This window comes from Helicobacter cappadocius (genome assembly GCF_030688855.1).
GTDB lineage: Bacteria > Campylobacterota > Campylobacteria > Campylobacterales > Helicobacteraceae > Helicobacter_J > Helicobacter_J cappadocius.
Genome location: NZ_JAUYZK010000002.1, coordinates 165,581 through 191,708 on the forward strand (window position 1 = coordinate 165,581; position 26,128 = coordinate 191,708).

Here is a 26,128-nt window from a genome sequence, read left to right on the forward strand (position 1 = left end):
TACCTTAAAAAATAGGTTTTTCATAAGCTATAAATCCTTTTGTTAGTTGTTTTATTTCTTCTTTGATGTTAGCTTGTTTTGAAATATTTGTAATATCATCAAGTATATCAGCAATTTTATTGCCTATCCATTCAAATTCTTTTTCTTTCATCCCTCTTGCAGTAAGTGCAGGGGAGCCTATCCTAATTCCACTAGTAACAAAAGGGCTTCTATTCTCGCCAGGGACGGTGTTTTTATTTACCGTAATTCCCGCATTTCCAAGTGCTATATCAGCATCTTTTCCACTGAAAGGCTTATCCAAAAAGCTCATCAATATTAAGTGATTATCACTTCCTCCACTGACAAGATTATAGCCCCTAGATACCAAAACTTCAGCCATTGTTTTGATATTTGTTTTTACATTTTTAGCATAAATTTTCCATTCTGGTTTTAGATTTTCTCCAAAACCTACAGCTTTTGCAGCAATTACATGCATCAAAGGACCACCTTGCATACCGGGGAAAACAGCTTTATTAATTTTCTGGGAAATTTCTTCATCATTTGTCAAAATCATTCCCCCTCTAGGACCGCGAAGTGTTTTGTGTGTAGTAGTAGTCACAATATGGCAATGTGGAAAAGGATTGGGATATTCTCCTGCAACAATCAGTCCAGCAATGTGTGCAACATCACCCATCAAGATTGCACCTACACTGTCAGCTATTTCTCGAAATCTCTTAAAATCAAGCTCTCTAGTATATGCTGAAAATCCACATACAATCATTTTTGGTTTTACTATTTGAGCAATTTGAGCCACCTTTTCATAGTTGATTCTACCATCAAGTTCTACACCATAAAAAAAACTCTGATAAGTTTGTCCTGTTGTGCTTACTTTTGCTCCATGTGTAAGATGCCCACCGTGACTCAAATCCATCCCTAAGATTTTGTCATAAGGCTTCAAAAGTGCAGCATAAACAGCTCCATTTGCTTGAGATCCAGAATGTGGTTGAACATTTGCAAACTCACAGCCAAAGAGTTTTTTTGCTCTAGCGATGGCAATGTTTTCAATTTCATCTACAAATTCACAACCACCGTAATATCTTTTGCCCGGATATCCTTCAGCGTATTTGTTTGTTAATACACTTCCCATAGCTTCCATAACACTAGGAAATGTATAGTTTTCACTGGCAATCATCTCAAGATGATCATTTTGTCTTTGAAGTTCTTTGCTAATAAAATCAAAGATCTCTTTATCGGATTTTTGTATTTCATAATTCATTTTATTCCCTTTCTTCTGTGATGGAGTTATTATAATCTATTTTAACTGGTTTCATTGCGGGAAATAAAATAACATCCTTGATTGTTTTGGAATCGCTGAGCAACATTACAAGCCTATCAATACCAATTCCTTGTCCTGCTGTTGGTGGTAGACCATATCCTAGTGCCCATACATAATCCTCATCCATATATTGAGCTTCTTCATCTCCAGCATCCTTCGCTTTCACTTGTGCTTTGAATCTTTCTAGTTGATCTAGAGGATCGTTTAATTCACTAAAACCATTTGCAATTTCTTTACCACCAATAAAGAGTTCAAATCTATCTGCAATTTCAGGGTTTTGGTCATTTCTTCTAGCTAATGGACTAATATCAATAGGGTATTGAGTAATGAAGGTTGGATCAATAAGCTTCTCTTCTACAAATTCATCAAATGCTTCTCCGAGTAACTTTCCATATCCCATTGTAGAATCGATTTTTATATGATGTTTTTGAAGAAATGTTTTTAGCTTTTGTTCATCTTCGATGATGTCCCTTGAGATATTTCCTATTTTTTCTAATGCATCTTTGTAAGAAATGATGGTGAAATTGCTAAAGTCAATCACATTCCCATTATGTGGAATTTTTGTAGGTAGATGTAATTTTTCTAATAGATATGCAAAAAGTTCCTTGCTTAATGTAATTAGATCCTCGTATGTTTTGTATGCCCAATAAAACTCAATCATTGTAAATTCTGGATTGTGAGAGTGATCCATTCCTTCATTTCTAAAGTTTCTATTTATTTCAAAAACAGCCTCAAATCCTCCAACTACTAATCTTTTGAGATAAAGCTCAGGGGCAATACGGAGGTATCTATGAACATCAAGAGCATTATGGTGAGTAATAAAAGGTTTGGCATTTGCACCACCTGGAATTGGGTGAAGCATTGGCGTTTCGACCTCTAAAAACCCTTTATCTTCAAAAAATCTTCGGACATTTGAAATGATAGCAGATCGGAGTTTGAAAGTTTCTTTGACATCTGGATTTACTATGAGATCAAGGTATCTTTGTCTATATCTTAGTTCGATATCTGTAAGACCATGAAATTTTTCAGGTAGAGGAATAATAGATTTTGTGAGTATCTTAAATTCCATCGTGTGGATGCTTAGTTCTCCTGTTTTGGTAACAAAAGGGTAGCCATAGATATTTACAATATCCCCAACTTCAAGAATTTTTTTTACAAGTTCAAAATCTTCTGCTAAGTCATTTTGAGATAAATAAGCTTGTAAAATACCGCTTTGATCTTCAATTTTTATAAAGGCAGCCTTCCCCATCAAACGTAAAAATTTTACTCTTCCGCTTACCCAATAACTAGAAGAAACATCTTTTCTTTCTCCTTCTGCTAGGGATTTGAGATTTTCAAATTTTTGAGTGAAAATAAGATTTGAAATGGTTTTGGAAGAATCATTTCTGTAAGGTTTCTTACCCATTTCCAGTAGGTCTTGAGCTTTTTGTATCCGTTGTTTTATATATTGATTTTCAAACATTCCTATCCCTATTTTTAGAAGTCCGCTTGAGTATTATTTTTGTCAGCACCAACATCAGGAGTTAGTTTTTGGGGGATTTTTTTAATCGCCTCTTTTGTGCTTTCTGTGATATTATCTTGCAAGTCTTGAGTTGTACTATTGACTGTTTCTTGAAGCTTTTTTACTCCATCTTTGTGTATTCTTTCTCCAACTGATTGTGTGTTGCCTAGAGTTTCTTGAACACTAGGGATTTTTAAAATCGTTGCAGAAATCGCATTCATTATAGGATATATTTTACTATTTTTTTCTAAGTAAGCATTAAAACCTTGAGTGAATTTTGGTTTTGAAACTCCATAGAGTATGAAACCTATGATTAAAAATATTTTACAACACGAAAAAATAAAACCAAGTGTTTTGTCAATAATAGAAAAATCTGTTATCTTGATAAATCTACTCAAAATCACACCCACTATTAGAAACGCTACCCATATGACAGCTAAAATAATAACAAAACCTATCAAAGTAGCTATGGAAGGAGTTCTGAAATCATATACATTGATTGTGATCCATTCACCCATACTCGTGGCAAATCTTGAACCAAGAAATACTCCAAGTATGATTCCCAAGACACCTGAAACCTCATTTACAAATCCATTGTAAAAACCTCTTAGTCCAATTACCACGATGATTATAATCAATATTAAGTCTATGTAGCCCATTTTCACTCTGCATTTTTTAGTTTTATTTCGTATTCTACAACAAATAAGCTAAAAATAAAAATCTTAAAATAAATCAAGAAATAGGAAATAGATGATGAACTTATAGATGGTATGGTTTGCACATATTTGTATCTTGATAATAGTCTAAAAATCTCATCACAACAACATTTTCTATTTATTCTTCAGGAAGCAAGAATAATGCTAAAATTTCAAGATATGCAGAGTAATGCTGATATAAACATTGAGATTGATAATATTTTAGGAGAGTTGCTGGATGGTTGTGTCCAAAATAAAGAATATAAAGGAATATTTTTCATATGCATATTTACTTAACCATAAAGATTTGAGAATGCGGATATTTTGGGCTTTGATCTTTGCAGCAATTTTTTTGCTACCAGTGTATGTTGGAGGTATTTTTATCTATTTGGGGCTTGAAAAAACTGCTGTGATTTTTGAGAGTTTTTTTGGACTTTTAAGTATTTGGATTTTTTTGCTTGTACCTAGAGTATTGAAGTTTTGGTTTGGATTTTTTGTTGGATTGGGACTGTTTTATTGGACAGGACTTAGTTTCCGATTCTCTCCTATGGAGTTTTTGATACCCTTTGTAATGATTTTTGTGAGTATTGTATATGGCGTTGTATTTTATTTTTTACTTTTTTACAATTCTTATTTTTGGAGAATATTTACTTTGATGATAGCTAGTTATATTCATCCATTTGGTTTTGATTGGCTAGTGATCGAATCATTTTTTTCTTACAGTATTTTTGCTGTGGATAAATGGAGTTTTTTTGGATTGATACTCGGAGTGATTGCATTATGGAATTTTCGAAGGTATTATAAACTTATAAGTATTTGCTTTTTGCTTTTTGCATTGGATTGGGGACATATAAGAGAGGATGGAAAGTGGCAGGATTTAAATATCAATACTTCTGAAATAAATAAGGACAAATTGAATTTGAAAATTACCACAACAGATATTCCGCAATCTGAAAAATGGGAAGAAAAAGAAATGAGCTATATAGTTGATAATAATTTCAACTTGATTTATCAGGCAAAGCAAGATCATCAAAATGCGGTTGTTCTACCTGAGACGGCTTTTCCTTTTGTGCTTAATAGGAGCTTTCTTATCGATAATCTAAAAATACTCGGAAAAGACATTGTGATTATTGCAGGAGGATTGCGTGAGGATGATAATCATAGAATTTATAACAGTATATACATATTTCAAAATGGTAATTTCAGCTATATAGATAAGGTTGTTCTAGCTCCTTTTGGAGAGAAAATCCCACTTCCTGAATTTTTAGCAAAACCTTTGAGGAAAATGTTTTTTGGAGAGGAGATAGGGCTTAGTGATGCAAAAAAACCAGGAAATATTCAAATAGGTAAGGAAGTTTTTCGTGGAGCAATTTGTTATGAAGGAACTTCGGCGATAATGTATAAAGATAAACCCAAATATGTTATTGTTATTAGTAATAATGCTTGGTTTGTGCCTAGTATTGAACCTATTCTTCAAAGAATGTTGATAAAATACTATGCTAGGCTTTATAAAACAGTAGTTATTCATAGTAGCAATCAATCCCCATCCTATGTTCTTTCTAGCTCTGTTTTTGGGGATAAAAATCTTTAAAGAAAGGAATAAATGTTAAAAGCAATCCAATTAACTCATCGTTTTGAAAATTTACTTTATGAAAATCTTAATTTTGAAGTTTTTTCAGGACAATCTATGGCTATTTTAGGTGTGAGTGGGAGTGGAAAATCCACTATATTAAATAATCTTTCTACGATGCTAAAACCTATAGAAGGAAGGGTGGATATTTTAGAACATAAGGATATTTATTCTTTATCTAATGCACAACTCTTAAAAATTAGACGCTATGATATAGGTATTATTTTTCAATCTCATTATTTGTTTCGAGGATTTAGTGGAATGGAAAATTTGAAAGTTGCTTCAATTATTTCTTCTAATGATTTGGATGAGGAGTTATTAAGAGATTTGGGTATTCTTGAAGTAATCTATCAAAATATTGGTGAGCTTAGTGGTGGTCAGCAACAACGTTTGTCGATTGCTAGAGTCTTGACCAAAAAACCTAAAATAATTTTTGCGGACGAACCTACAGGGAATTTAGATAAAGAAACAGCACAGAGCACAATGAAAGTTATTTTTGAATATATTAGAAAAACACAGGGTGTGTTAGTTCTTGCCACACATGATGAAAAAATAGCAACAGATTGTACCCAGATGTTTAGATTGGAAAATAAAAGATTAAATCGAATTTAAAAATTATAAGTTTGATTGGGAGTGAATATATTCAGCGATAGCTTCTTTTATTGTTGGATTAATTTCTAGTTCAAGTTCTATCAGACTTATCGGAATAGGGCATTCTTTGAGCTTGACTTCGTCTTTTTGGGTCACTAGTATGGAAGTGGCACCGTGTTTTTGAACTTCTAGTTGTAATTTATCTATATTGAAATCACTATGGTCGCCTAGTATTATTTTTCCAACAATATTGGGAAGATATTCATCTAGTCGAGAGGGATTGGCTATAGCTGTAACTAAAAGCATCCTTTGAGTTTGATTAACAATCTTCACTTTACGTTTATAATCTATTCCTTCTATAGCTAAAATATCAGCAGTTTTGTATAAGGAGGGTCTTTCTCGGTAGATTCCACTTGGAATACAAAATCTAAAATAAGGTTCTAGTTTTGGTTTAAGCAAAACATTCAATTTTTTAAAGTTGAAACGAAATCCATCATCTAAGAAAATAATCTTACAGCCAATCTCTTTTGCTTTTTGAATCCCCAAATTTCGATTTTTACTGACAATTACACTTGCATTTTTTAGTCTCTTTGCCATTAGATAGGCCTCATCACCCGATTCTTTTTGGGTGCATATAATTTTACCATTTTGACTTACTATCACGACCCCTTTGGATTTTCTTTTATAGCCTCTAGAGATAATAGCAACATCAATATATTCTTTGGCAATTTCCATAATAAAGGGAGTTTTACCACTTCCTCCTGCGATTAGGTTGCCAATACTTATAATCGGTATTTTAAAATCAGCAAAACGAGATATTTTCCTACGCAAAACCGAAGCCATGCAATAGAGCCAAGAGATAGGTAAGAGAATAAAGGAAATGATTTTTTGCAAAAAACTTGGTTTATAAAAATATCTATCAATGAAGCGCAAAATTAACTCTCTAACCCTTTTTTATCGTAAAAATAGCTGGAGGAGTTCTTTTAAAGAGATTTTTTTTGATTCTAGTGACGATTGAATTTACCATTTCTTTTTCAAAACCAAGTTGATAGAATTTCTTCACATCAATTTCAGATAAGTCACTGTACATTTTAGAGATTTCAAAAAGCAATCTATCAACTTCTTCATAGGTGTATCCCAATTCATCTTCATCGCTTTGTCCGGCATATAAATCAGCACTAGGCTTTTTGTCTATTATATGTCTAGGGATATTGAGTATTTTGGCCAATTCATATACTTGTGTTTTGTAAAAATCTCCGATAGGGTTGATGGCATAGGCGAGATCCCCATGTATTGTTCCATAGCCTAGCATTAATTCGCTTTTATTACTAGTGCCTACTACAATCGCACGAACTTCTTGAGATAAATCATAAAGCAAAGACATTCGAACTCGCGTACAAAAGTTACCTTTTCTAATTAGATTGGCTTCTTTGTGATTAGTCCTAAATGATTCATCATATTGATTGATAGATTGAACTTGATAAGGAATATCAAATTGTTCGCATAATGCGATACCATCAGTAAGGCTATTTTTTGAGGAGGTGATGGAGGGCATTAAAAGTGCCTCTAAGTGCGTACCAAAAGTCATTTTGCATAAGACTGCGACCACTGCACTATCTATTCCTCCGCTTACTCCCAAAACAACACGATTGAAGCCACGACTTTTTGCTTCTTGATATAAAAAATTTATCAGTGACTTAACGATATTTTGAGGTAAAGCAGGTATATTCATATATTTTTCCTATTCTTAAGAGATTTAATAATGGTGAAATTCTACCAAAAATATTTGCTAATTTTGCTATGGTGAGGAAAATTTTTGTAATTTTTTATAAAAATTGATTTTTTATAATGTTTTTTTTGATTTTTTTCTTAGATTTTTTAGAATTTTTATGGACTTGAATAATCTTCTAACAAATTCCTATTTTTACGCAGTAATGAGGAGTTAAAATAGTAATCTCAATCCCTGTTTGAAACATTTTTAGAGTTAAAATTTAGGTTATTTTTCTAAAATCAAAAATATTTAAGTCTAAATCAAATACAATTCAGAGATTTTAATCTACGTTTTTCAAAAAAACAACCTAACAACAAAAAGGAGAATGGACGATGGCTGAGATTAAACGACGTGATTTTTTAGGAATGACGCTCGGTGGCGTAACCGCTGTTGGAGCAATAACTTCTTTGGTCGCTATGAAAAAAACTTGGGATCCTTTGCCAAGTGTTGTATCTGCAGGTTTTACAACTGTGGATATTAGTGGAATCAAAGAAGGAGAGTTTTTTCAATCTGAATGGAGAGGTAAGCCTATCTATATTATTCGAAAAACATCCGATGAGGGTTTTGATCCCAAAAGAGATTTTAAGATAAATGATAGTGTTTTTACATTAGGTATTCAAATTTGCACACACTTGGGATGTATTCCTATTTTTCATCCAGATTTAAAAGAATTTTTATGTCCATGCCATGGAGGAAAATTCACTATTGATGGAATTAATATAAAGGGTACTCCACCACCAAGACCTTTTGATATACCACCTTTTAAGGTTGATGGAACAAAGATTGTGTTTGGAGAAGTGGGTGTTGAGTATCAAACAATGATAGGCAAGGCATAAGGAGGAAAAAATGGCAGAAATTAAAAAGGCTGATGGATTCATTGATTGGTTAGATCAGAGGCTGGGAGTCAAAAAATTAACAAAAGTTTTGATGACTGAATACTGGATTCCTAAAAACATAAATTTTTTGTGGGCTATGGGAGTTGTTTTGACAGCTCTATTTACCATACTTCTTGTTTCGGGAATTTTTTTATTGATGTATTATAAGCCCGATGCAAATATGGCTTTTGATAGTGTTAATTATACAATTATGCAAGAAGTTGCATATGGTTGGCTATGGCGACATATTCATGCTGTTGCAGCAAGTATGATATTTGTTATTCTTTATATTCATATGTTTGTTGCCATTTACTATGGCTCTTATAAAAGAGGCAGAGAGATGATTTGGGTAAGTGGTATGTTGCTGTTTGTGACATTTTCTGCAGAAGCATTCAGTGGATATATGTTGCCTTGGGGGCAGATGAGTTATTGGGCTGCAACAGTTATTACAAATCTTTTTGGTGGTATTCCTTTTATAGGCAATGATGTTGTTGAATGGATAAGAGGAAACTATGTAGTTGCAGATTCTACACTGACAAGATTTTTTATGTTGCACGTATTTTTACTTCCCGTAGTGATTATGATCTTGATCGTAGTGCATTTTTATTCGCTTAGAATTCCTCATGTTAATAATCAAGAAGGCGAGGTTTTTGATTTTGAAGCTGAGGAGAAAAAATACATTGAAGGGAAGAAAAAAGATTCAAAAGTAATTCCATTTTGGCCAGTATTTCTCTCAAAAGATATATTTGTTATCTGTACCTTCATGATATTTTTCTTTTATTTGGTTTGTTATCACTATGAATTTGCTATGGATCCTGTAAATTTTGATCCTGCTAATAGCTTGAAAACACCTACACACATTTATCCTGAGTGGTATTTTTTATGGAGTTATGAAGTACTTAGAGGATTCTTTTTTAGTGCAAATCTAGGATTGATAGCTTTTGGTATTGCTCAAGTTATTTTCTTTTTCTTACCTTGGTTAGATAGAAGTCAAAAAGTAGCACCAGCACATAAGAGACCTTTATTTTTTATTTGGTATTGGTTGATGATAATTGATCTGATTGTTTTAACAATCTTTGGAAAGCTACCACCAGAAGGAAACAGTATTTATATAGGGTTTGTTGCCTCTATAGCATTTTTGTTCTTATTTCTTGTGGCATTACCAGTGATTACAATTATGGAAAGAAATAAAAATGGAGGTGCAAAATGCTAAGGGAGTTAAAAATACTTCTTCTTTTAATTATTGTTGTGGGTATTATTTATTGGGGTGTTGAGCCTTTAGCTCATTCTATTATGCATCCAAAGGTTGCACCTGCAGATTATGAGTTTAAAGATTTGGACAAAATAGATTTGAGTAAGGGTGATGCCCAGAAGGGAAAAAAGTTAGTTACAGAGAATTGTACTGCTTGTCATGGAATCAAAGCTGAAAAAATTAATCCTCCCATGGATAATGCTTCTTCTGCGAGTAGCTACGGAGTAGTTCCTCCTGATCTATCAAATATTGCAGCAGTGCTTGATCATAATTTTTTGGCAAACTTCATTAAAAATCCTGTTAAGGCAACTGAACTTTCTCATAAGTTTGGTGACTCCAATCCCTATCCAATGCCTGGTTATGACTGGATGAGTGATGATGAAATCTCTGATATTGTAGCTTATCTTGCTTCTATCGCATCTAAGAACCTTAGCGATAAAGATGTATTCACTCAAGCTTGTGATAGATGTCATAGTATCAGGTATGATAAAATGGTTGCCCTTACTCCTGATGCTGATTTGGAAAGGTATTTGGGTACCAAAGCTCCTGACTTGTCTATGATGATAAGAAGTCGAGGTCCTAAAGAATTGAGCGTATTTATTAATAATCCTCAAAAAATGATACCTAATACTCCAATGCCTAGAGTTGGACTTACACAACAGGCCGAGAAACAAGTTATTAGCTATTTGGAAAAAGTAGGTGATAGTAAAAAAGCACAAAGAGATTCACTTGGAATTAAGATTATGATATTCTTTGCAGTAATGGCATTACTTGCATATGCTTGGAAACGGAAAATATGGAGTGATTTACATTAAAAAAAATAACATAAAGCTTCATATTATAATACCCTCCCTTGTTTTACGAGGGGAGGGTATATCTTCTATATTTTACTCATGTTTTGAGTTTAATTAAAAATTATTATCAAATAAATTCTTAATATTCCTTTATTTTAATAATCTTATTAGGGTTTTTCTTAGGAAAGACTATAAGATGACTAGGCTCAATATATTGCTGTTTTAATTTAAACCAATGTTTGCAGTCATATATACTTAATTGCGATTATTATTTAGAGAATAATTAAGAATAAATTTGTGGAATGCAAACTCAAGCACTCTAAAAAGAATCATTTCCTATAATAAGGCAATATCAATATCTATCACCTTGATATCAAGTTATCTTTTTAAGCTTTTTACCAAATCGTCATTATCAGTTAAATGCAATCCTATCGCGATCTTCAATCAAGCTCACTTGCTTCACAATGAGGGACTTTATTGATATTTTCAAATTCAAAGCAAATCGATATCGCAAGGATTGGAAATTAAAAATAAAATATAGTATCTTAAAATTAAAAAAATGATACTACCTAATTAGGATTAATTATTAAAAATTAATATAACGATTTACTTATCTTTTTTCTTATTTTTATCAAGAATGGATTTTACTTCTTCAAGATTATTTGGATTTGTGGAGAGATAAATCTCTACACGATTATTTTTAATTTTGTTTTCTGGACTATTATTTGGTGCGATAGGTTTGCTATCTCCATAAGACGAAAAAGAGAGTTGGTTAGGTGAAACACCATCTTGTATTAACGCTCTCATTACTTTAGCAGCTCTACTTGCGGCAAGCTCATAATGATCTTTAAAATCGGAAGTTTTGCTCAATGGAGAATTATCTGTAAAACCTCTGACATCAATCATCACTTGAGGAGGAAGTTTTTTTATGATTTGTGCGATTCTTTTGATATACATTATCATATCGCTATTAGCAATCTCTGAGCTTCCTTCCTTAAATATAAGATTTGCAGGAAGTCTAAGTGTTGTTCCTTGTTCTATTTGTTCTAAAATACCACCTTCCTCGGTCATATCTTGGAGTTGAGCAACATTTTCTATTGACATCGAAGAAGAATTTTGATCAGACTGCCTAATTTTTTCTCCCTCAGTCTGTTCGGATTCTTCGCCAGGATTTGGAGGTATGGGTAAAACAGGCTGGAGGGTTTCGGGTTTGGCAGTAGAGTCAAATATTTTTATAAATTCAACTTTTAGAGCTTCAACCTTTGATTTATTCGTTGCAGATATAGCATAAAGAGCAATAAAAAGTGCAAGTAATAAGGACAAAAAGTCTGCATAGGGTACCGCCCATTTTTCACCTGCTGGACATTCTTCTGCTTTTTTCTTTTTAGCCATTCATTTTTCTTTATTCAAACTGTGAAACCTTAGGTTCGTCAGGACCTAAGAAGCTCAATAATTTTGCTTCCAAACTTCTAGGGTTATCGCCATTGGCGATTCCGATAATTCCTTCTAAGACGACAATCTTTTCTTTTACGATGTCTTTTGATTTCGCTTTGAGTTTATTTCCCCAAGGACCAAATATAGCATAACTACACATAATACCCGTAACTGTCGCTGTAAATGCTCCTGCTATTCCCGCTGCCATTTCAGCAGGATTATCAAGTTTTTGTAGTGCTAACATTAGACCCATAACTGCCCCAACAAGACCAAATGTAGGAGCTGATTCTCCTGCGATAATCCAATAATGGGCTGCCCCGTGATAATACTCTTCAAGTTCTTCTATTTGAACTTCCATATCTTCTCTAACAGATTTAGCATCTTTTCCATCTATAATCATGGATAAAGCTTCTCTGGTAAAGTCATCTTCAATTTGTGCAGCTTTTGCTTCTAACGATAGAACACCATCTCTTCTAGCTAGAGTGGCAAACTCCACAAGTTGTCTTATCGTAGCGTTTAAATTGACTTTTGAACCAAGAAAAACAACCTTAAGTTCTTTGTAACCAGCTTTTACAAAACGAGCATGTGTACCGGTCATTGCAGAAAACAAGGTTGTGGGAACGATAATAATAACAGAGCTTAAATGGACAATGTGCAATGGATTTCCACCTTCTAAAATATCTCCTAGTGATATTGAAGAGAGTGCAAGAACCATACCTAATAAAGTCGAGAGATCCATAATCCATCCATCATTTTGATTTTATTTTGAATATATTATAACCAATTAATCGGCATTTTTTTAAATTTTTATTGTTTCTTCACAAATTTCTGTTTCTTTGATCCTGAAAGATTTGACTTGGGGTATTTTTTCTAGCAAGGATATGATAGTGTAGCTATGTCTATGATCATAAATATATTTCATATCTTCATTAGACGGATATGCTTTTGAATGTGGATGTGAATGGAATATACCGATAATTTCAAGATTTTCTTTTTTGCACTTTATTAGAGCATCTAATTGTTCTTGAGGAGAAAACATAAAGAAGTCTTTTGGATTTTCATGAATATTATTCATCTTGAATATTTGTTTGACAATGTTTTGATTATTTGATGTATCTCTAAAACCAAAAAAATATCCACAACACTCCTTAGGTGAGTGCAATTTGGCATAGTTGATAAGTTCTTGAAAAAATACCTCGCCTAAAACTATCATTGCGGGTAATCCTTCAGTTTTTTGATACCATCTTTACCACATACACGACATTCGGGATTTTTAGATACTTGTATTTTCCTAAAATCCATCGTTTTTGCATCCATCATTAGCAAATTATTGGTGATGAGTTCTTCAATATTTAACAAATATTTTATTGCTTCTGCAGCTTGTATGCAGCCTATAATTCCCGGAATAACTCCAAATAAACCAGCCCTAAACTTGGGATTGAGTTCCACTGGGGGAGGGGTATCAAAAGCACAAGCAAAACAAGCGGTTTTATGAGGAATAACTGTCATTGTCTGTCCTCTGTATTTTAGCACCCCTGCATGGGAGTATGGTTTATTTGCTAGGATACAAGCATCATTAATGAGGAATTTTCCTGCAAAATTATCTGTAGCATCTATGATAAAATCGTATTCTTGCACAATCTTTAGAGCATTTAAAGAGGTAAATTTTTCAAAGTAAGTATGCACCTCTACTTCTGGATTGATGGCATTCATTCTGATTTTCGCAGATCTAGTTTTTGGGTGCGAAATTTCATCTGTCGTGTGAATAATCTGTCTTTGAAGATTGCTGATTTCAACTATATCAAAATCTAAAATACCAATTTTTCCTATTCCTGCAGCTGTCAAATACATAGCATTGGGGGATCCTAATCCTCCAGCTCCTATGATAAGAACGCTTGAGTGAAGGAGTTTTTCTTGCCCCTCTTCTCCAACATCTTCAAGCATAATATGTCTCAAATAACGTTCTTTTTGACTTTGAGTAAGTTTCATTTTTTCTCCTTTTAGATTCTTTTGATCCATAGATCTGCGTTTTTTTGTTCTTGAAATAAAGAAGTGTTTTGACCATGACCAGGATAAATCGTTTTATCTGTGTCTGATTGAATTTGTCGGAACCTTATAAGAGATTCTTTCATATCAGAAGGGTTGGAATACGGAAAATCATATCTACCAATTGAGCGATAGAATATAAAATCGCCACTAAAAATAATATTATCTATTTCAATAATGGAACATCCGGGCGTATGCCCAGGAAGATGATGATATTTGATTGTATAATCAGAAATTTTTAACGTAGAAGTGGATTTTTCTCCTTCTATTATATTACTTGGAGTGCATGGCGTTAGACCGGTTTGAAAACAATCAGTTTCCAGCATAAATACATCTTTTTTTGGACAATAAATCGGGGTATTCGGAAGGTTTGATTTTAACTCTGCCAAACTCCAAATATGATCATAGTGTCCGTGAGTTATTAGTATGGCCAAAGGGTTTGTAGAGTTTTCTAGCACCCACTCACTTGCTCCAATGCCAGGATCTACAATAAAGTCTCCCTTAGAAGTACCATATATATAGCAGTTTGTTTGAGGTGCTCCAAAGGCCTTTTTGAGGAGTTTCATCAGTTATTTCCTTCTTTTATACATTTGCAACCAAAGTATGTTGTATTCTAGCTAATATCAACCTAAGATTTTATTAAATATTCAGGCAAAGATAGTACAATCTATGAAAACACACATTAAATATGTAAAAAAGGCTTAAGAGATGTTTGACAAGAATTACAAAATAGATGATTTGATGGAGATTGATAATCAATATATATTGCATACTTATGAACGTAAAAAGATTCGCTTTGCTTATGGAGATGGTTCAAAACTCTACACCCCTTGCAGTAAGCAATTTATCGATTTTGGAAGTGGGATTGGTGAGAATATATTAGGATATGGAAATCCAAAATTTGTCAAGGGTATAAGCGAACAAGCACGAGATTTGATAAGTTTGTCCAATTATTATTTAGTAGAACCTCAAGCTCTTTTAGCAAAAAAAATATTAGAACTTAGCGGTTTTGATGCGAGGATATTTTTTGGAAACTCTGGAGAGGATGCAAATAGATGTGCGATAAGAATTGCAAAGAAGTTTGGAGACAAAGATAGAGATAAGATTATTGTATTGGGCAATCAATTTTATGATCGGATTATGGGTGAGAATGATTTTGTTTCTGAATATTTTATATGTGCTCAAGACATTGATGATATTTATTCCTTGGTTGATCATAAAACTTGTGCTATTTTTATGGAGTTCTCTGAAGATGGAGTAGAATTTTTAAGAACACACATGGTTCAAATAACACATCTAGCAGATTTTTTGAAAAAAAAGAAAATTCTTTTTATGGTTGATGAAAATCAGAGTGGAGTATATAGAAGTGGAGAAATCTTTGTATCTAGTTTGTATGGATTGATGCCAGATGTATTGACAATTTCAGGAGGATTGGGTGGAGGAGTGCCTATTGGAGCTACGATATGCAGTCTAAAAGATATCTTTACACATGGTGATTATGAAAATGTATTCGGAGGAAATTTTCTTTCTTCAAGGGCTGGATTGCTTGTGTTTGAAGCATTGGAAGAAGAGCATAAGAGTGGAAATTTGGAAAGAACGATTGATTTATTCAATATTCAATTGGATAAAATACTAAAGAATTTTTCTAATTTATTTGAAAAAAAAGTTGGAGTAGGTCTTATGTTGAGTTTGGTGATCAAGGATGAAAAAAATCAAAAAAATATTATTGAAAGTGCTTTTGAAGAACAGCTTTTGATACTCAAAGGAGATAAAGACAGAATAAGATTCTTACCTGCGTTGAATATAAGCATTGATGAAATCAATGAAGGATTTGAACGTTTACATAAAGCTTGCGAAAAGTTATGATTAGTTTTTCTTCTTATATGAACGAATGGCTCTACGGGAATAATGGCTATTATCGTGCCGCCATGATTGGTAAAAATGGAGATTTTTATACTTCTGTTTCAGTCAGTAAATTTTTTGGTGGAAGTATTGCTCAATATATTGTAAAACTTTTAGAACAAGAGAAACTTAGCTTACCTTTAAAAATTATTGAAATAGGTGCTGATAAGGCTCATTTGATAGGAGATGTTGCAGAATTTTTATCCTCTATATCTATTGGAGTGATAGAGGAATGTGAATTTGCTACCATTGAGCCATTGTCAGAATTAGCCAAGATGCAAAAAGAAGCTTTTTTGTATCGCGTGGGTCATCAACTTAAAATTTATGAAAAAATTCAAGATTTAATCTTGAATAAAAATGAGAGTGTTTTTGTGTTTTCCAATGAAGTTTTTGATTCTTTTGTTTGTGAGGTTATCAATGAATCAAAAATGATTTATATAGATAATCATAAAGTTCTATGGAGAGATATATCTCCACAAATAAAGCATTTAGCAAAACAATATGAGATTATTAAAGGAGAGATACCTGTCAAATTAGAAGAGTTTGTTTTTTCTTTAGTGAATGTTTTAAATAAAAGTAAAAAATGGGAATTTTTAAGTTTTGATTATGGTTATTGGGAAGCTAGAAATGATATTAATTTGAGAACTTATCAAAAACATCAGGTTGAGAATTTTTTGGAAATTTCTGATAGATTGGAGAATTTTTATCAGAAGTCCGATATTACATATGATGTAAATTTTTCTTTACTTGATAGGATTTTTACAAAAAATGGAGCAAAGAAAATATTTTACACTTCTCAAGCAAAAGCAATGATAGAAATGGGTATTTTAGAACTATTAGAAAAATTTTCTGAAAATGTAGATTATTCAATCTATCTAAGAGAGGTCGGCAAAATAAAACCTCTCATCAGCCCTATGGGGCTAGGAGAAAGGTTTCAATGTATAAGCTTTGGAGGATAGTAGAAGTATTATTCTTCAGCTTGTTTTGGATAGCAGAATCGATAGCCTCTTCGTCGAACCGTCTCTACAGTTGAAATATTTAATGGTTTATCCATTTTTTGTCTGATTTGATTGATGGCAACCTCAATAACATTGGGAGTTACGAGTTCAGGTTCTTCCCAAATAGCATCAAGGAGTTGTTCTTTTGATACAATTTGATCTCTATGTCTTGCCAAATGTGTAAGCACTTCAAAAGGTTTCCCTTTTACTTCTATTTCTTTGCCTTTGTAGGTAATTTTTTCTTCATCTGGATTAATAACTAAATCTTCTATTTCAATGAGGCTTGAACCCCAAAATCTAAGTCTAGCTTCTATTCTGGCGAGCAAGACATTCATATCAAAAGGTTTTGCAATAAAATCGTCCGCACCGGCCTTAAATGCAAAAACCTCTTCCTCAGGACTATGTTTTTGAGAAATCATAATTACTGGAACGCGAGGGTATTTTGATTTGATATGAGGAATAATATTAGTAGCTTCACCATCTCTGAGTTTGGCACTAGTAAGCACTAAATCGTAGTTTCTAATGCTAATGAAATATTCACCATCTTTTAAATTCTCTGCTAGATCCATTTGATAGCCATTTTGGTTTAAGAATTCACTAAGAGTTTTGCTTAGTTCAGAATCATCTTCTATTATTAAAATACGCATCTACTATCCTTGAGCTTAAAGTTTAATATTTTTAAATCTTGCTATTATAGCATAGTTTTAGATTATTTTAAACGAAATAATACTTAGAATTTCATTAAACATCGTTAGCTAATTATATACTTTTTGTTCATATAATTGTCCTAGCCAAATTCTTTAATATTTGGGTTTGGTTAGATGTGCAGAGTAGAGCAACCTCCCCTCCTTCTCTACTCTTGTTGCACATCGACTCCTTTTTGTTTTGTTAAGTTTATAAAAATACCACTATGTAATCACCACCTTATAAAGGGGTGGTGGTTATCATTTTTAAAAAAATCCTAAATTATAAATAATTCACTAAAGACATTTGATTGATTTTGCTTGTTGATGCTAGGACTGCATTGTAGTTTGTGGTTAGGTTTGAAAATTTATTATAAGTCTCTGCGATGTCCGTGCCTATTGTCTCGCCTTTGATGGAATCTACTTGGACCTTCAATATTTCATTTCTTCTGATAATATTTTCAAAGGTTTTTCCATGAACTCCATTTAAAGAGACCATTTTTTCAACATGATCGCTTAGATGATCAAGTGCTGATATGCCATTTTGTATACCTATTTTTCGCATATCTTCAGTATAGTTTTTTCCGGTTGCATCGGGTCTATAAATACCCCTTCTCACTGAGTCTATAATATCATCAATTTGTTCAAAAAAATTAATATCAGGTTGATCAATTGTGAGTGCATTATTTGCGTTTAAACGAATAGAAGAAATATCATTTTTTATACCTTGTGCTGAAAAATCACTTGTATTATCGTTATAAAGCATAAATTTCATTTTGCTAACTGAACGAACATTATCTTCTATTTGTATCTTTCCATCTCTGGTCATACTTATAGATAATGGTCCTTTAGATCTTTGAAGAATTGCTTCATAATTATCTTTCCCATCTTGGGAGGGCTCGTTACGTTTTCCTTCTGCTTTTAGAAAATTATCCGCAGGTTCATTACTATAATTGAGTGCTATAGAGATCGCATCCATGAGCTGTTGATAGGTTACATCATCAGCTTTTGTGACGCTTATAGCAGGAGGCTCATCATGTGGATTATATAAAGGGATAATATACTCAGATTTATTGGGAGTTTTACTTGGAAGTTTGAGATAAGAACCCTTATCGTCAAATAAAATTTGAGCTTGTAGTGGGATTCCATTATGATCGTTTAGTTTTAAGGTATAGGATTGTCCATTGATGCTTCCTCCAGCAACTTCAGAGAGTTTTGTATTTGGGCTTGCAAAACCACTGCCATCAGCCAAAACCTGAGAAATATTCCCGATAAGTTTTGGACCTTTATTAGTGAAGTAGGTTTTATCATATTCGGTTTCATAATCAGCTGGTATACCATCTGTTTCTAAGCCATTTTTATCAAATGTTTTTAATGTTACATTTAATCCGTGTTCTCCATCAAATGGAGGAGATTTGCTATCGTGTTGCTTGTTTGTAACATTTTTATCAAGAATGCTAAGTCTTCCATTTGATAATTCTACTTCTATATTTCCACCAAAGTGTGATTTGATATTATCCATTAAATCTTGCATTGTAGAGTTTTCAACATCAATTTGAAGTGGCTCTAAAGGTTCTTGGTTGATAGTGCCATCTTTGTTGTTTGGGCGTGTGCCATCGATGATAAGCGTCGCTGTATCTGGACCTAAAATATCTGACAATTTTGTATTTTTTGTAGCAGCAGAGTTGTCTTTATCAATAAAAGCTGTAGGAATATGTACGTATCTAAAATCATAAGTATCATCTACACTTTTTATGCTAGATAGCGATCTATCTGTTAGGAAAGGACTTTTATTAAAAGAAGTGATACGTGCTCCATTACTTTTGAGTTCTTCAAGATTATCTACATCTTGATCGCTAGAGACAAGATTGAAGTCAATAACGCTGTTTCCTGGTTTAAGATCCCTTATTTCTATTTGACCCCAAGAATTCATCGAAACATCTACAACTTTGTTTTGAGGAGTATTACCATATTCCTTTCCAATTTGTTCAAGCAAATCATTTACAGTGGTGGCATTGTTTTTATTTTTATAAGCTTTATCAAAACTGAATTTTGACTTGAATGTGGAACCATCTGGTCTTACACCCCGCAAATAAAAATACTCTTTAGCATCATTGGTTGTATCATTGTCATTATCACCTATAAGATCTCTTAGTGTGTCTTCAGGCTTAATATAGACTTCCTCTGGTGCATCTCCCTTTTTTAGCGCATCCATTACATCAGGATGAAGTTTGTTTTGATTGAACATTTTAATGTTTGAAGTGATAAGTTTTTGTTTGTCTGAATCTCTACCAAAAAACAATTCTTGCCCTGTTATATTATAGGGAACAAGGTTGTTAGAACTAATAAGAGCGTTGAGTTTTTCATCATTGCCATAGTAGTTTCCTTGCGAATCAAAAGGTGCTCTATCAACTTTGCTTCCACCGAATAAAAATTCCCCACCTATAGAGGTATTGGCTAAATTGATGATATGATCTTTGAGTTTTTCTAGATCTTTGGCAATGGCTTCGCGTGAATTTGGAGAGTGAATATCATTAGCAGCTTGAATAAGCTTAGTTTTGAATTGGACCATTATTTCAGATAATTCAGAGAGTGCTTTATCTGTATTTAAGGTGGTATTTTGAGCATCTTTTGCTACATCTATACCTTGTTCAAGAGTATTTTTTTCAAACTCTAACTTGAGGTTTTGATTATTCACACTGCTATCTTGATAGCCGTATTGGATCTTTAATCCTGAGGCTATTTTTGTGTTCATTTCATTTAATTTGTTTTGCAGGACATTTTGATAATAATTCATCTGATTGTATTTTGTCCCAAAGGTTATACGCATTCCAAGTATCCCAAAATAAGTTTAAAATCATTTCATTAGCCAAGCAAAAATAATTCCACTTGTCTTAATGGCTGATATAAATACAGCCTTTTTGCTTTCCAAATGAATATTTATATGCACATCGGATTTTTAGATAAATGGTTTAAATTTTTTATTCAGCAGGAATAATTTCTTCTTTCATTAAGTAAGGAATCTTTTTTTTGTCCCATTGTTTGTTTTTGTTAATAAGCGGAATCTGTTGTGTTGATTTTATAGGGGTAGCATCTTGAGTATCGTCGCTTTTTTTGTTTAAATCTATTTTTGTGGTAGGAGCGATGATATTTTCTGCATTATTATTGTTGGATTTTTTTGGTAGGGGGATTCTGATTATTTTTCCACTTTGAGTTACCTCTATGATGCCAATAGCTTTTTGAGTTCTACCATCAAACAATAAAACTTGATTATCTTTTAGGGGGATTTTTGCGATGATTTCATCTTCGCTGATCGTAGTATCAGCCAATAGATTGCCAAAAAAAATACCCAAAATAATAAAAATAAAGTGGATTTTCATGACTGCCCCTTCATATTTTCAGACTTGCTGTATTATAATAGAGAAAACAAAAAATTACAAGGATATAAAGTGAAAATCGTTTCTACTCCCAATGCTCCACAAGCCATAGGACCTTATTCTCAAGCGATTATTTTAGGGGATATTATCTATACATCAGGGCAAATTGCACTCAGACCTGATGGAAGTTTTTTGGATGGAGATATTATCTCACAGACAAGGCAAGTTTTAGAAAATCTCAAACACGTTCTAGAGTCTCAAAACAGTTCTTTGAGTAAAGTGATTAAAACAACAGTTTTTTTGTCTGATATGAATAATTTTAATCAGCTTAATGAGGTTTATGCTCAATATTTTGAAAACCATAAACCAGCTAGAACAACTGTTGCGGTAAAAACATTGCCAAGAAACGCACTTGTTGAGATAGAATGTATTGCACAAAAATAGAAATTTAAACTAAAAATCAGATTCTATTATGTATAATCGCACACTTGTTTCGCACCAAAAAGCTGAAAACTCTGGAGCGTCTCAAAAGAACAACTTCGCAAGGAAAAGCAATGTATGCAGTATTTAAGAATGGAGGCAAACAATACAAGGTCAAAGAAGGTGATATAATCCTACTTGATAAAATGAGCCTTGAGCCAAAGTCAAAATTAGAATTAAACGAAGTTTTAGCTATTTCCAATGAAGATAAATTCAGTCTAGGAACTCCTTTTGTAAAAGGAGCTAAAATTGAGATTGAGGTTATCAACGAAGGAAGAGCGAAAAAAGTCGTTACATTCAAGAAAAGAAGAAGAAAAGATAGCAAAACCAAAAGAGGTTTCAGACGAGATTTTACTCGAGTAAGAGTTTTGAAGATTGTAGGATAAGGAGTAAAAAATGGCACACAAGAAAGGTCAGGGTAGTACCCAAAATAACCGTGATTCAGCGGGTAGAAGATTAGGTGTAAAAAAGTTTGGTTCGCAGTTTGTTCGAGCTGGAAATATTATTATCAGACAAAGAGGAACAAAGGTTCATCCTGGTTTAAATGTTGGTATGGGTAAAGATCATACAATTTTTGCTTTGGTTGATGGAATTGTAAAGTTTCAACAAAAAGATAAATATCGCAAAAAAGTCTCTGTTGTCTCCGCATAATACAATTCAGGAAAGTATTTCTTTTAAGAAATCCTTTCCTATTCTTCAAATTTACTCTTCTTCTAGTATAGTACAATTTTTATTGGGGGGCTTAATTATAAAGGGGATTGATGAGGCGGTTTTTTACTTTATGTTGTCTAAAAAACATCAAACTAAAAGTCACTCTAAATTATTATCTATCATATTATATAAGAAAGATTATTTTTCATCATCATGTTGAGAAAAACGGAAAACTTATCAATACTCAGCGACTAATTTATATTCCTGACTTTTTTCAAAACTGCTCTGTTGTTTGCGATGTTGTGATTAAATGTTTTTACAGTAGAGGGTTCAGATCAAAACAAAGATATGAATACGTAGTTTTAGATATTTGTTCTATACGAAGACTTTATTTGCGAGATGGTATTTATTTTTGGAGAAAAAGAGTAGAAGCTTTGAATATTATGGAAGTATCTAAGCATTGTTGCTTGACCTATAAACAAAAAAGTCTTAATGATAAACCTTCAATGTATGAAAAATATTTTAAAATATTTCAGCAAATGGGGGATATTTGCAATCAAAAGCTAGAGAATTCTTCAGATAAAAAATTAGGTGAGTATTGATGTTTGTTGATAATGTAGATATTTTTATTTCTTCGGGTAATGGAGGGGCTGGGGCTGTCAGCTTCAGGAGAGAAAAATTTGTTCTCAATGGTGGTCCAGATGGAGGAGATGGAGGAGATGGAGGAGATGTATATTTTGAAATTGATAAAAATACTGACACACTCTCGCGATTTCGAGGCACTAAACACTACAGAGCAAAAAATGGTCAACCAGGTGGGGGTAAAAAATGTAGCGGAAAAAGAGGGGAAGATATTGTTATAAAAATCCCACCAGGCACCCAGATATTCGACTTTGACACAGATCAATTGCTCTATGATTTTACAAACCAAACAGACAAAATTATGGTTTTAAAAGGCGGAAAGGGCGGACTTGGAAATGCAAGATTTAAAAACTCAGTAAATCAAAGACCCACTTATGCACAAAGTGGTTTATCTGGCGTTGAGTGCCATATTCGTCTTGAGCTCAAGATGATTGCAGATGTAGGACTTGTGGGTTTTCCAAATGTTGGCAAATCTACACTTATTTCTACCATCTCAAATGCAAAACCAGAAATAGCTAATTATGAATTTACAACCCTAATACCCAATCTTGGAGTTGTGGAAATTGATGAAATAAACTCTTTTGTGGTGGCAGATATTCCAGGTATCATTGATGGAGCAAGTGAGGGCAAGGGATTAGGAATAGAGTTTTTAAGGCATATAGAGAGAACAAAATTTTTACTCTTTGTAATCGAAGCAGGTGGGTATAGAAAACTTATCGATCAATACGAAAGACTTAAAGCAGAGCTAAAGAATTTTTCACAAGATCTTGCCAACAGACCTTTTGGAATAGTTTTGAGTAAAATAGATACTATAAATCCAGATTTTGATGAAAAAAATGAGTTTTATCATTTTTTTAATATGAAACCTTCTGCTAGAGATGAATTTGGGTTGAGCAAAGAATGGGATTTTCTTTTTAGGAAAGATTTTTTTGATGAAAATATTCTGGAGAGTTCATTAAGTCCTTTGTTTGTATTGCCTATTTCTTCATCAGCTCATATTAATACAACTGCATTGAAATTTATTTTGTCAAAAATATTGACAAAAATATCTGAAGTGGATATGAGATACAAAGATAATCAGTAGATTTTTTGATACATTAGGAGATTGAATGAAAATTTTATTTATGGGCACTCCTTGTTTTGCTAAAATTGTTTTGGAAAAAATCTTAGAGGACTCTACTCATCAAATTATTGGTTTATTTTCCCAGCCAGACAGACCTTTTGGCAGAAAACAAGAGTTAAAGTTTCCAGATACAAAAGAATTTTTAATTCAAAGGAAAGAAAAAATTCCAATTTTTCAACCTGAAGTATTGGATGAAAAATGTGTGGATATAATCTCTAGTTTATCTCCGGATGTGATTTTGGTGGTTGCATATGGGAAGATATTACCCAAAAAAATATTATCATTGAGTAAGTGCATCAATATTCACGCCTCTATTTTGCCAAAATATCGCGGAGCATCTCCGATACAGGAAATGATTTTAAATGATGACAGTGAATATGGCGTGAGTGTAATTAATATGGAAGAATCTCTTGATAGCGGAGATATTTTAGGGGTACATTCCTTTGAAGTAAAAGAATATATGGATATTGATAGTTTAAGTAGGGTTCTAGCACAGATGGGAGCAGATCTAGTTTTAAGAATTTTACAAAATTTAAGTCATATTCAGCCTATTAGACAAATACATTCAGAAAGCTCTTATTGTAAGAAAATACTCAAAGAAGATGGACTAATTGATTTTGGAGATGCTAAAAAAATATTTTTAAAGTCCTTAGCTTATGCATCTTGGCCAAATATATTTTTAAAAAATGGCTTGAAATTTTTTGGAATTAATCTCGTAGATGAAGATGGGAGTTTTTCTCCTGGAGAGATATTGGAGATTAGAAAAAATACTATTGTTGTAGGTTGTAAAAAGGGCATTATAGAAATAACAACTCTCCAAGCTCCGGGAAAACAAAAAATATCTGCGAGTGCCTATGTTAGAGGTAAGAGATTCGAAATTGGGCATATACTCAAATAAAAAAACTTGATTAAAAAATATTTCTAAAGAGGTGATGATGAAAATAATAGATTTTGATGAGCTCCCATCAACTCAAACATATCTAGTAGAAAATCTTCGATCGGGATTGCTTAAATCGCCTATTTGCATTGTTGCAAAAAAACAAAGTGCAGGAATTGGGAGTAGGGGCAATGATTGGAAACAAGTTGAAAATGCTCTTACATTTTCTTTCTCTTATGAAATATCTAGTTTGCCTCAAGATTTACCTACTCAGAGTGCATCTATTTTCTTTGGATTTATTTTCAAAGAAACTCTAGCTTCAATGGGCTTTGATGTATGGTTAAAATGGCCAAATGATGTTTATTTCGAAGATAGAAAAATTGCAGGTATTATTGTGAATGTTTGGAAAAATAATCTTGTTTGTGGGATTGGATTAAATATTAGTGCAAGTAACTTTGCCTCATTGAAAACAACTATCGATAAAAAGGCATTTTTGGAGATTTTTTTTGAAAAAATCAAAAATACTCTTGAATGGAAGGATATTTTTAGTAAATATGAGCTAGAATTTTACAAGAATTTTAGTTTCAGCTTCCATCATCAAAATCGCAAAATAGACCTACAAGAGGCTAAACTGTGTTCAGATGGCGGAATAGAAATAAATGGCGAGAAAATTTATAGTTTTAGATAAATTGAGGTGATAATATGTGTGAGATTATAGCAGTTGCAAATCAAAAAGGTGGCGTAGGTAAAACTACTACAGCAGTGAATCTAGCAGCTTCTTTGGCTTTGGCTGAAAAAAATGTTTTGTTGATAGATTTTGATCCTCAATCAAACGCTACAACAAGTTTGGGTTTTCGTAAAAATGATATTGAATTTGATATTTATCATGTGCTGATGGGAACAAAAAAACTCTCTCAGATTATAAAAGAAACTGAAATGCCTTTTATGCATTTAGCACCTTCAAATATTGGTTTGGTAGGTATTGAAAAAGAATTTTATAGCAAAAAAAATGCCGGGAGAGAACTTATACTCAAAAAGAAAGTTCAAGAAGTTGTGGATTCTTATGATTTTATTATTATTGATTCTCCACCCGCACTCGGACCTTTGACTATCAATGCACTTTCAGTAGCTAATTCAGTTATTATTCCTATCCAATGTGAATTTTTTGCACTAGAAGGGTTGGCACAGCTTTTAAGTACTATTAAAATTTTGCGTGATTCCATCAATCCAAATTTGAAAATCAAGGGATTTTTACCTACTATGTATTCATCTCAAAATAATCTTTCTAAACAGGTTTTTTCTGACTTATCTCAACATTTTGACGAGAAGTTATTTAAAGACAAAACCAATAACAACTATATTATCGTGCCTAGAAGTATCAAACTTGCTGAATCACCAAGCTTTGGAAAACCTGTTTTGCTGTATGATGTAAAATCAAATGGAAGTGTTGCTTATCAGGCATTAGCACAAACAATACTTCAAGGGGCATAA

29 protein-coding genes are annotated in these 26,128 nt (G+C 32.8%); 16 read left to right on the top strand and 13 right to left on the bottom strand.

The window, feature by feature from the left end:
- Positions 1–4: 4 nt before the first annotated feature.
- The 3 genes from Q5I06_RS02135 to Q5I06_RS02145 are packed head-to-tail and all read right to left on the bottom strand — an operon-like array spanning position 5 to position 3,475.
- Positions 5–1,255, bottom strand: a complete 1,251-nt coding sequence (locus Q5I06_RS02135; RefSeq protein ID WP_305516557.1) for a serine hydroxymethyltransferase — start codon at positions 1,253–1,255, stop codon at positions 5–7.
- 1 nt (position 1,256) lies between these two features.
- Positions 1,257–2,777 carry a lysine--tRNA ligase gene (lysS, locus tag Q5I06_RS02140; RefSeq protein ID WP_305516558.1) on the bottom strand — a complete coding sequence of 507 codons (1,521 nt, stop codon included), beginning with the start codon at positions 2,775–2,777 and terminating at the stop codon, positions 1,257–1,259.
- Positions 2,778–2,791: 14 nt separating this feature from the next.
- Entirely contained in the window at positions 2,792–3,475 is a 684-nt protein-coding gene (locus Q5I06_RS02145; protein ID WP_305516559.1) for a CvpA family protein, read from the bottom strand.
- Between the two features lie 198 nt (positions 3,476–3,673).
- Between Q5I06_RS02145 and Q5I06_RS02150 the strand changes: the two genes are divergently transcribed.
- Genes Q5I06_RS02150 through Q5I06_RS02160 form a run of 3 tightly spaced genes read left to right on the top strand, consistent with a single transcriptional unit; the run spans position 3,674 to position 5,753 of the window.
- The gene (locus tag Q5I06_RS02150) at positions 3,674–3,808 is read left to right on the top strand and encodes a hypothetical protein (RefSeq protein WP_305516560.1); all 135 of its coding nucleotides are present in this window, start codon (positions 3,674–3,676) and stop codon (positions 3,806–3,808) included.
- A 16-nt stretch (positions 3,809–3,824) separates the two neighbouring features.
- On the top strand, positions 3,825–5,102 hold the full coding sequence (gene lnt, locus Q5I06_RS02155; RefSeq protein WP_305516561.1) for an apolipoprotein N-acyltransferase: 1,278 nt from the start codon (positions 3,825–3,827) through the stop codon (positions 5,100–5,102).
- A 12-nt stretch (positions 5,103–5,114) separates the two neighbouring features.
- Complete coding sequence (locus Q5I06_RS02160; RefSeq protein ID WP_305516562.1) at positions 5,115–5,753, top strand: ABC transporter ATP-binding protein; 639 nt, start codon at positions 5,115–5,117, stop codon at positions 5,751–5,753.
- Positions 5,754–5,756: 3 nt separating this feature from the next.
- On the opposite strand, the gene Q5I06_RS02165 is transcribed toward Q5I06_RS02160, so the two are convergent.
- Complete coding sequence (locus tag Q5I06_RS02165; RefSeq protein WP_305516563.1) at positions 5,757–6,665, bottom strand: tetraacyldisaccharide 4'-kinase; 909 nt, start codon at positions 6,663–6,665, stop codon at positions 5,757–5,759.
- Between the two features lie 10 nt (positions 6,666–6,675).
- On the bottom strand, positions 6,676–7,464 hold the full coding sequence (locus Q5I06_RS02170; RefSeq protein ID WP_305516564.1) for an NAD+ synthase: 789 nt from the start codon (positions 7,462–7,464) through the stop codon (positions 6,676–6,678).
- Between the two features lie 371 nt (positions 7,465–7,835).
- Between Q5I06_RS02170 and Q5I06_RS02175 the strand changes: the two genes are divergently transcribed.
- From Q5I06_RS02175 to Q5I06_RS02185, 3 genes are read left to right on the top strand one after another with little or no spacing between them, the layout of a single operon-like run.
- Complete coding sequence (locus Q5I06_RS02175; protein ID WP_305516565.1) at positions 7,836–8,339, top strand: Rieske 2Fe-2S domain-containing protein; 504 nt, start codon at positions 7,836–7,838, stop codon at positions 8,337–8,339.
- A 10-nt stretch (positions 8,340–8,349) separates the two neighbouring features.
- Positions 8,350–9,591: a cytochrome b gene (locus Q5I06_RS02180; RefSeq protein ID WP_305516566.1), complete on the top strand. Its 1,242-nt coding sequence runs from the start codon at positions 8,350–8,352 to the stop codon at positions 9,589–9,591.
- Positions 9,585–10,445 carry a c-type cytochrome gene (locus Q5I06_RS02185; protein ID WP_305516567.1) on the top strand — a complete coding sequence of 287 codons (861 nt, stop codon included), beginning with the start codon at positions 9,585–9,587 and terminating at the stop codon, positions 10,443–10,445. Before Q5I06_RS02180 ends, Q5I06_RS02185 begins: the two co-directional genes overlap by 7 nt.
- A 585-nt stretch (positions 10,446–11,030) precedes the next feature.
- Here Q5I06_RS02185 and motB read toward each other — a convergent pair.
- From motB to Q5I06_RS02210, 5 genes are read right to left on the bottom strand one after another with little or no spacing between them, the layout of a single operon-like run.
- Positions 11,031–11,816: a flagellar motor protein MotB gene (motB, locus tag Q5I06_RS02190; RefSeq protein WP_305516568.1), complete on the bottom strand. Its 786-nt coding sequence runs from the start codon at positions 11,814–11,816 to the stop codon at positions 11,031–11,033.
- A gap of 10 nt (positions 11,817–11,826) precedes the next feature.
- Positions 11,827–12,597 carry a flagellar motor stator protein MotA gene (gene motA / locus Q5I06_RS02195; protein ID WP_305516569.1) on the bottom strand — a complete coding sequence of 257 codons (771 nt, stop codon included), beginning with the start codon at positions 12,595–12,597 and terminating at the stop codon, positions 11,827–11,829.
- Between the two features lie 60 nt (positions 12,598–12,657).
- Positions 12,658–13,071: a M67 family metallopeptidase gene (locus Q5I06_RS02200; protein ID WP_305516570.1), complete on the bottom strand. Its 414-nt coding sequence runs from the start codon at positions 13,069–13,071 to the stop codon at positions 12,658–12,660.
- Complete coding sequence (locus Q5I06_RS02205; protein WP_305516571.1) at positions 13,068–13,847, bottom strand: HesA/MoeB/ThiF family protein; 780 nt, start codon at positions 13,845–13,847, stop codon at positions 13,068–13,070. Before Q5I06_RS02205 ends, Q5I06_RS02200 begins: the two co-directional genes overlap by 4 nt.
- Before the next feature lie 11 nt (positions 13,848–13,858).
- Entirely contained in the window at positions 13,859–14,470 is a 612-nt protein-coding gene (locus Q5I06_RS02210; RefSeq protein WP_305516572.1) for an MBL fold metallo-hydrolase, read from the bottom strand.
- Positions 14,471–14,612: 142 nt separating this feature from the next.
- Between Q5I06_RS02210 and Q5I06_RS02215 the strand changes: the two genes are divergently transcribed.
- Positions 14,613–15,770, top strand: a complete 1,158-nt coding sequence (locus tag Q5I06_RS02215) for an aminotransferase class III-fold pyridoxal phosphate-dependent enzyme (protein WP_305516573.1) — start codon at positions 14,613–14,615, stop codon at positions 15,768–15,770.
- Positions 15,767–16,765: an SAM-dependent methyltransferase gene (locus Q5I06_RS02220; protein ID WP_305516574.1), complete on the top strand. Its 999-nt coding sequence runs from the start codon at positions 15,767–15,769 to the stop codon at positions 16,763–16,765. Before Q5I06_RS02215 ends, Q5I06_RS02220 begins: the two co-directional genes overlap by 4 nt.
- Positions 16,766–16,773: 8 nt before the next feature.
- Here the strand turns inward: Q5I06_RS02220 and hsrA are convergent, their stop codons facing one another.
- The 3 genes from hsrA to Q5I06_RS02235 all read right to left on the bottom strand — a co-directional run bounded on the left by hsrA (position 16,774) and on the right by Q5I06_RS02235 (position 20,867).
- Positions 16,774–17,451, bottom strand: coding sequence for a homeostatic response regulator transcription factor HsrA (hsrA, locus tag Q5I06_RS02225; RefSeq protein WP_305516575.1), 678 nt, complete (start codon positions 17,449–17,451; stop codon positions 16,774–16,776).
- A gap of 319 nt (positions 17,452–17,770) precedes the next feature.
- Positions 17,771–20,317 carry a flagellar hook-associated protein FlgL gene (gene flgL, locus Q5I06_RS02230; protein WP_305516576.1) on the bottom strand — a complete coding sequence of 849 codons (2,547 nt, stop codon included), beginning with the start codon at positions 20,315–20,317 and terminating at the stop codon, positions 17,771–17,773.
- A gap of 151 nt (positions 20,318–20,468) precedes the next feature.
- Entirely contained in the window at positions 20,469–20,867 is a 399-nt protein-coding gene (locus Q5I06_RS02235) for a hypothetical protein (RefSeq protein WP_305516577.1), read from the bottom strand.
- 69 nt (positions 20,868–20,936) lie between these two features.
- Here Q5I06_RS02235 and Q5I06_RS02240 point away from each other — a divergent pair, with 69 nt between their 5' ends.
- The 8 genes from Q5I06_RS02240 (at position 20,937) to Q5I06_RS02275 (ending at position 26,128) form a co-directional block, all read left to right on the top strand.
- Complete coding sequence (locus tag Q5I06_RS02240; RefSeq protein WP_305516578.1) at positions 20,937–21,308, top strand: RidA family protein; 372 nt, start codon at positions 20,937–20,939, stop codon at positions 21,306–21,308.
- 110 nt (positions 21,309–21,418) lie between these two features.
- Positions 21,419–21,730 carry a 50S ribosomal protein L21 gene (gene rplU, locus Q5I06_RS02245; protein ID WP_305516579.1) on the top strand — a complete coding sequence of 104 codons (312 nt, stop codon included), beginning with the start codon at positions 21,419–21,421 and terminating at the stop codon, positions 21,728–21,730.
- 10 nt (positions 21,731–21,740) lie between these two features.
- Positions 21,741–21,995 carry a 50S ribosomal protein L27 gene (gene rpmA / locus Q5I06_RS02250; protein ID WP_305516580.1) on the top strand — a complete coding sequence of 85 codons (255 nt, stop codon included), beginning with the start codon at positions 21,741–21,743 and terminating at the stop codon, positions 21,993–21,995.
- 110 nt (positions 21,996–22,105) lie between these two features.
- On the top strand, positions 22,106–22,597 hold the full coding sequence (locus Q5I06_RS02255) for a hypothetical protein (protein WP_305516581.1): 492 nt from the start codon (positions 22,106–22,108) through the stop codon (positions 22,595–22,597).
- Positions 22,597–23,721, top strand: a complete 1,125-nt coding sequence (gene obgE / locus Q5I06_RS02260) for a GTPase ObgE (RefSeq protein WP_305516582.1) — start codon at positions 22,597–22,599, stop codon at positions 23,719–23,721. Before Q5I06_RS02255 ends, obgE begins: the two co-directional genes overlap by 1 nt.
- Positions 23,722–23,746: 25 nt before the next feature.
- Entirely contained in the window at positions 23,747–24,658 is a 912-nt protein-coding gene (gene fmt, locus Q5I06_RS02265; protein WP_305516583.1) for a methionyl-tRNA formyltransferase, read from the top strand.
- Positions 24,659–24,695: 37 nt separating this feature from the next.
- Positions 24,696–25,325 (top strand): biotin--[acetyl-CoA-carboxylase] ligase, encoded by a 630-nt coding sequence (locus Q5I06_RS02270; protein ID WP_305516584.1) that lies wholly within the window; start codon positions 24,696–24,698, stop codon positions 25,323–25,325.
- A gap of 14 nt (positions 25,326–25,339) precedes the next feature.
- Positions 25,340–26,128 (top strand): ParA family protein, encoded by a 789-nt coding sequence (locus Q5I06_RS02275; RefSeq protein ID WP_305516585.1) that lies wholly within the window; start codon positions 25,340–25,342, stop codon positions 26,126–26,128.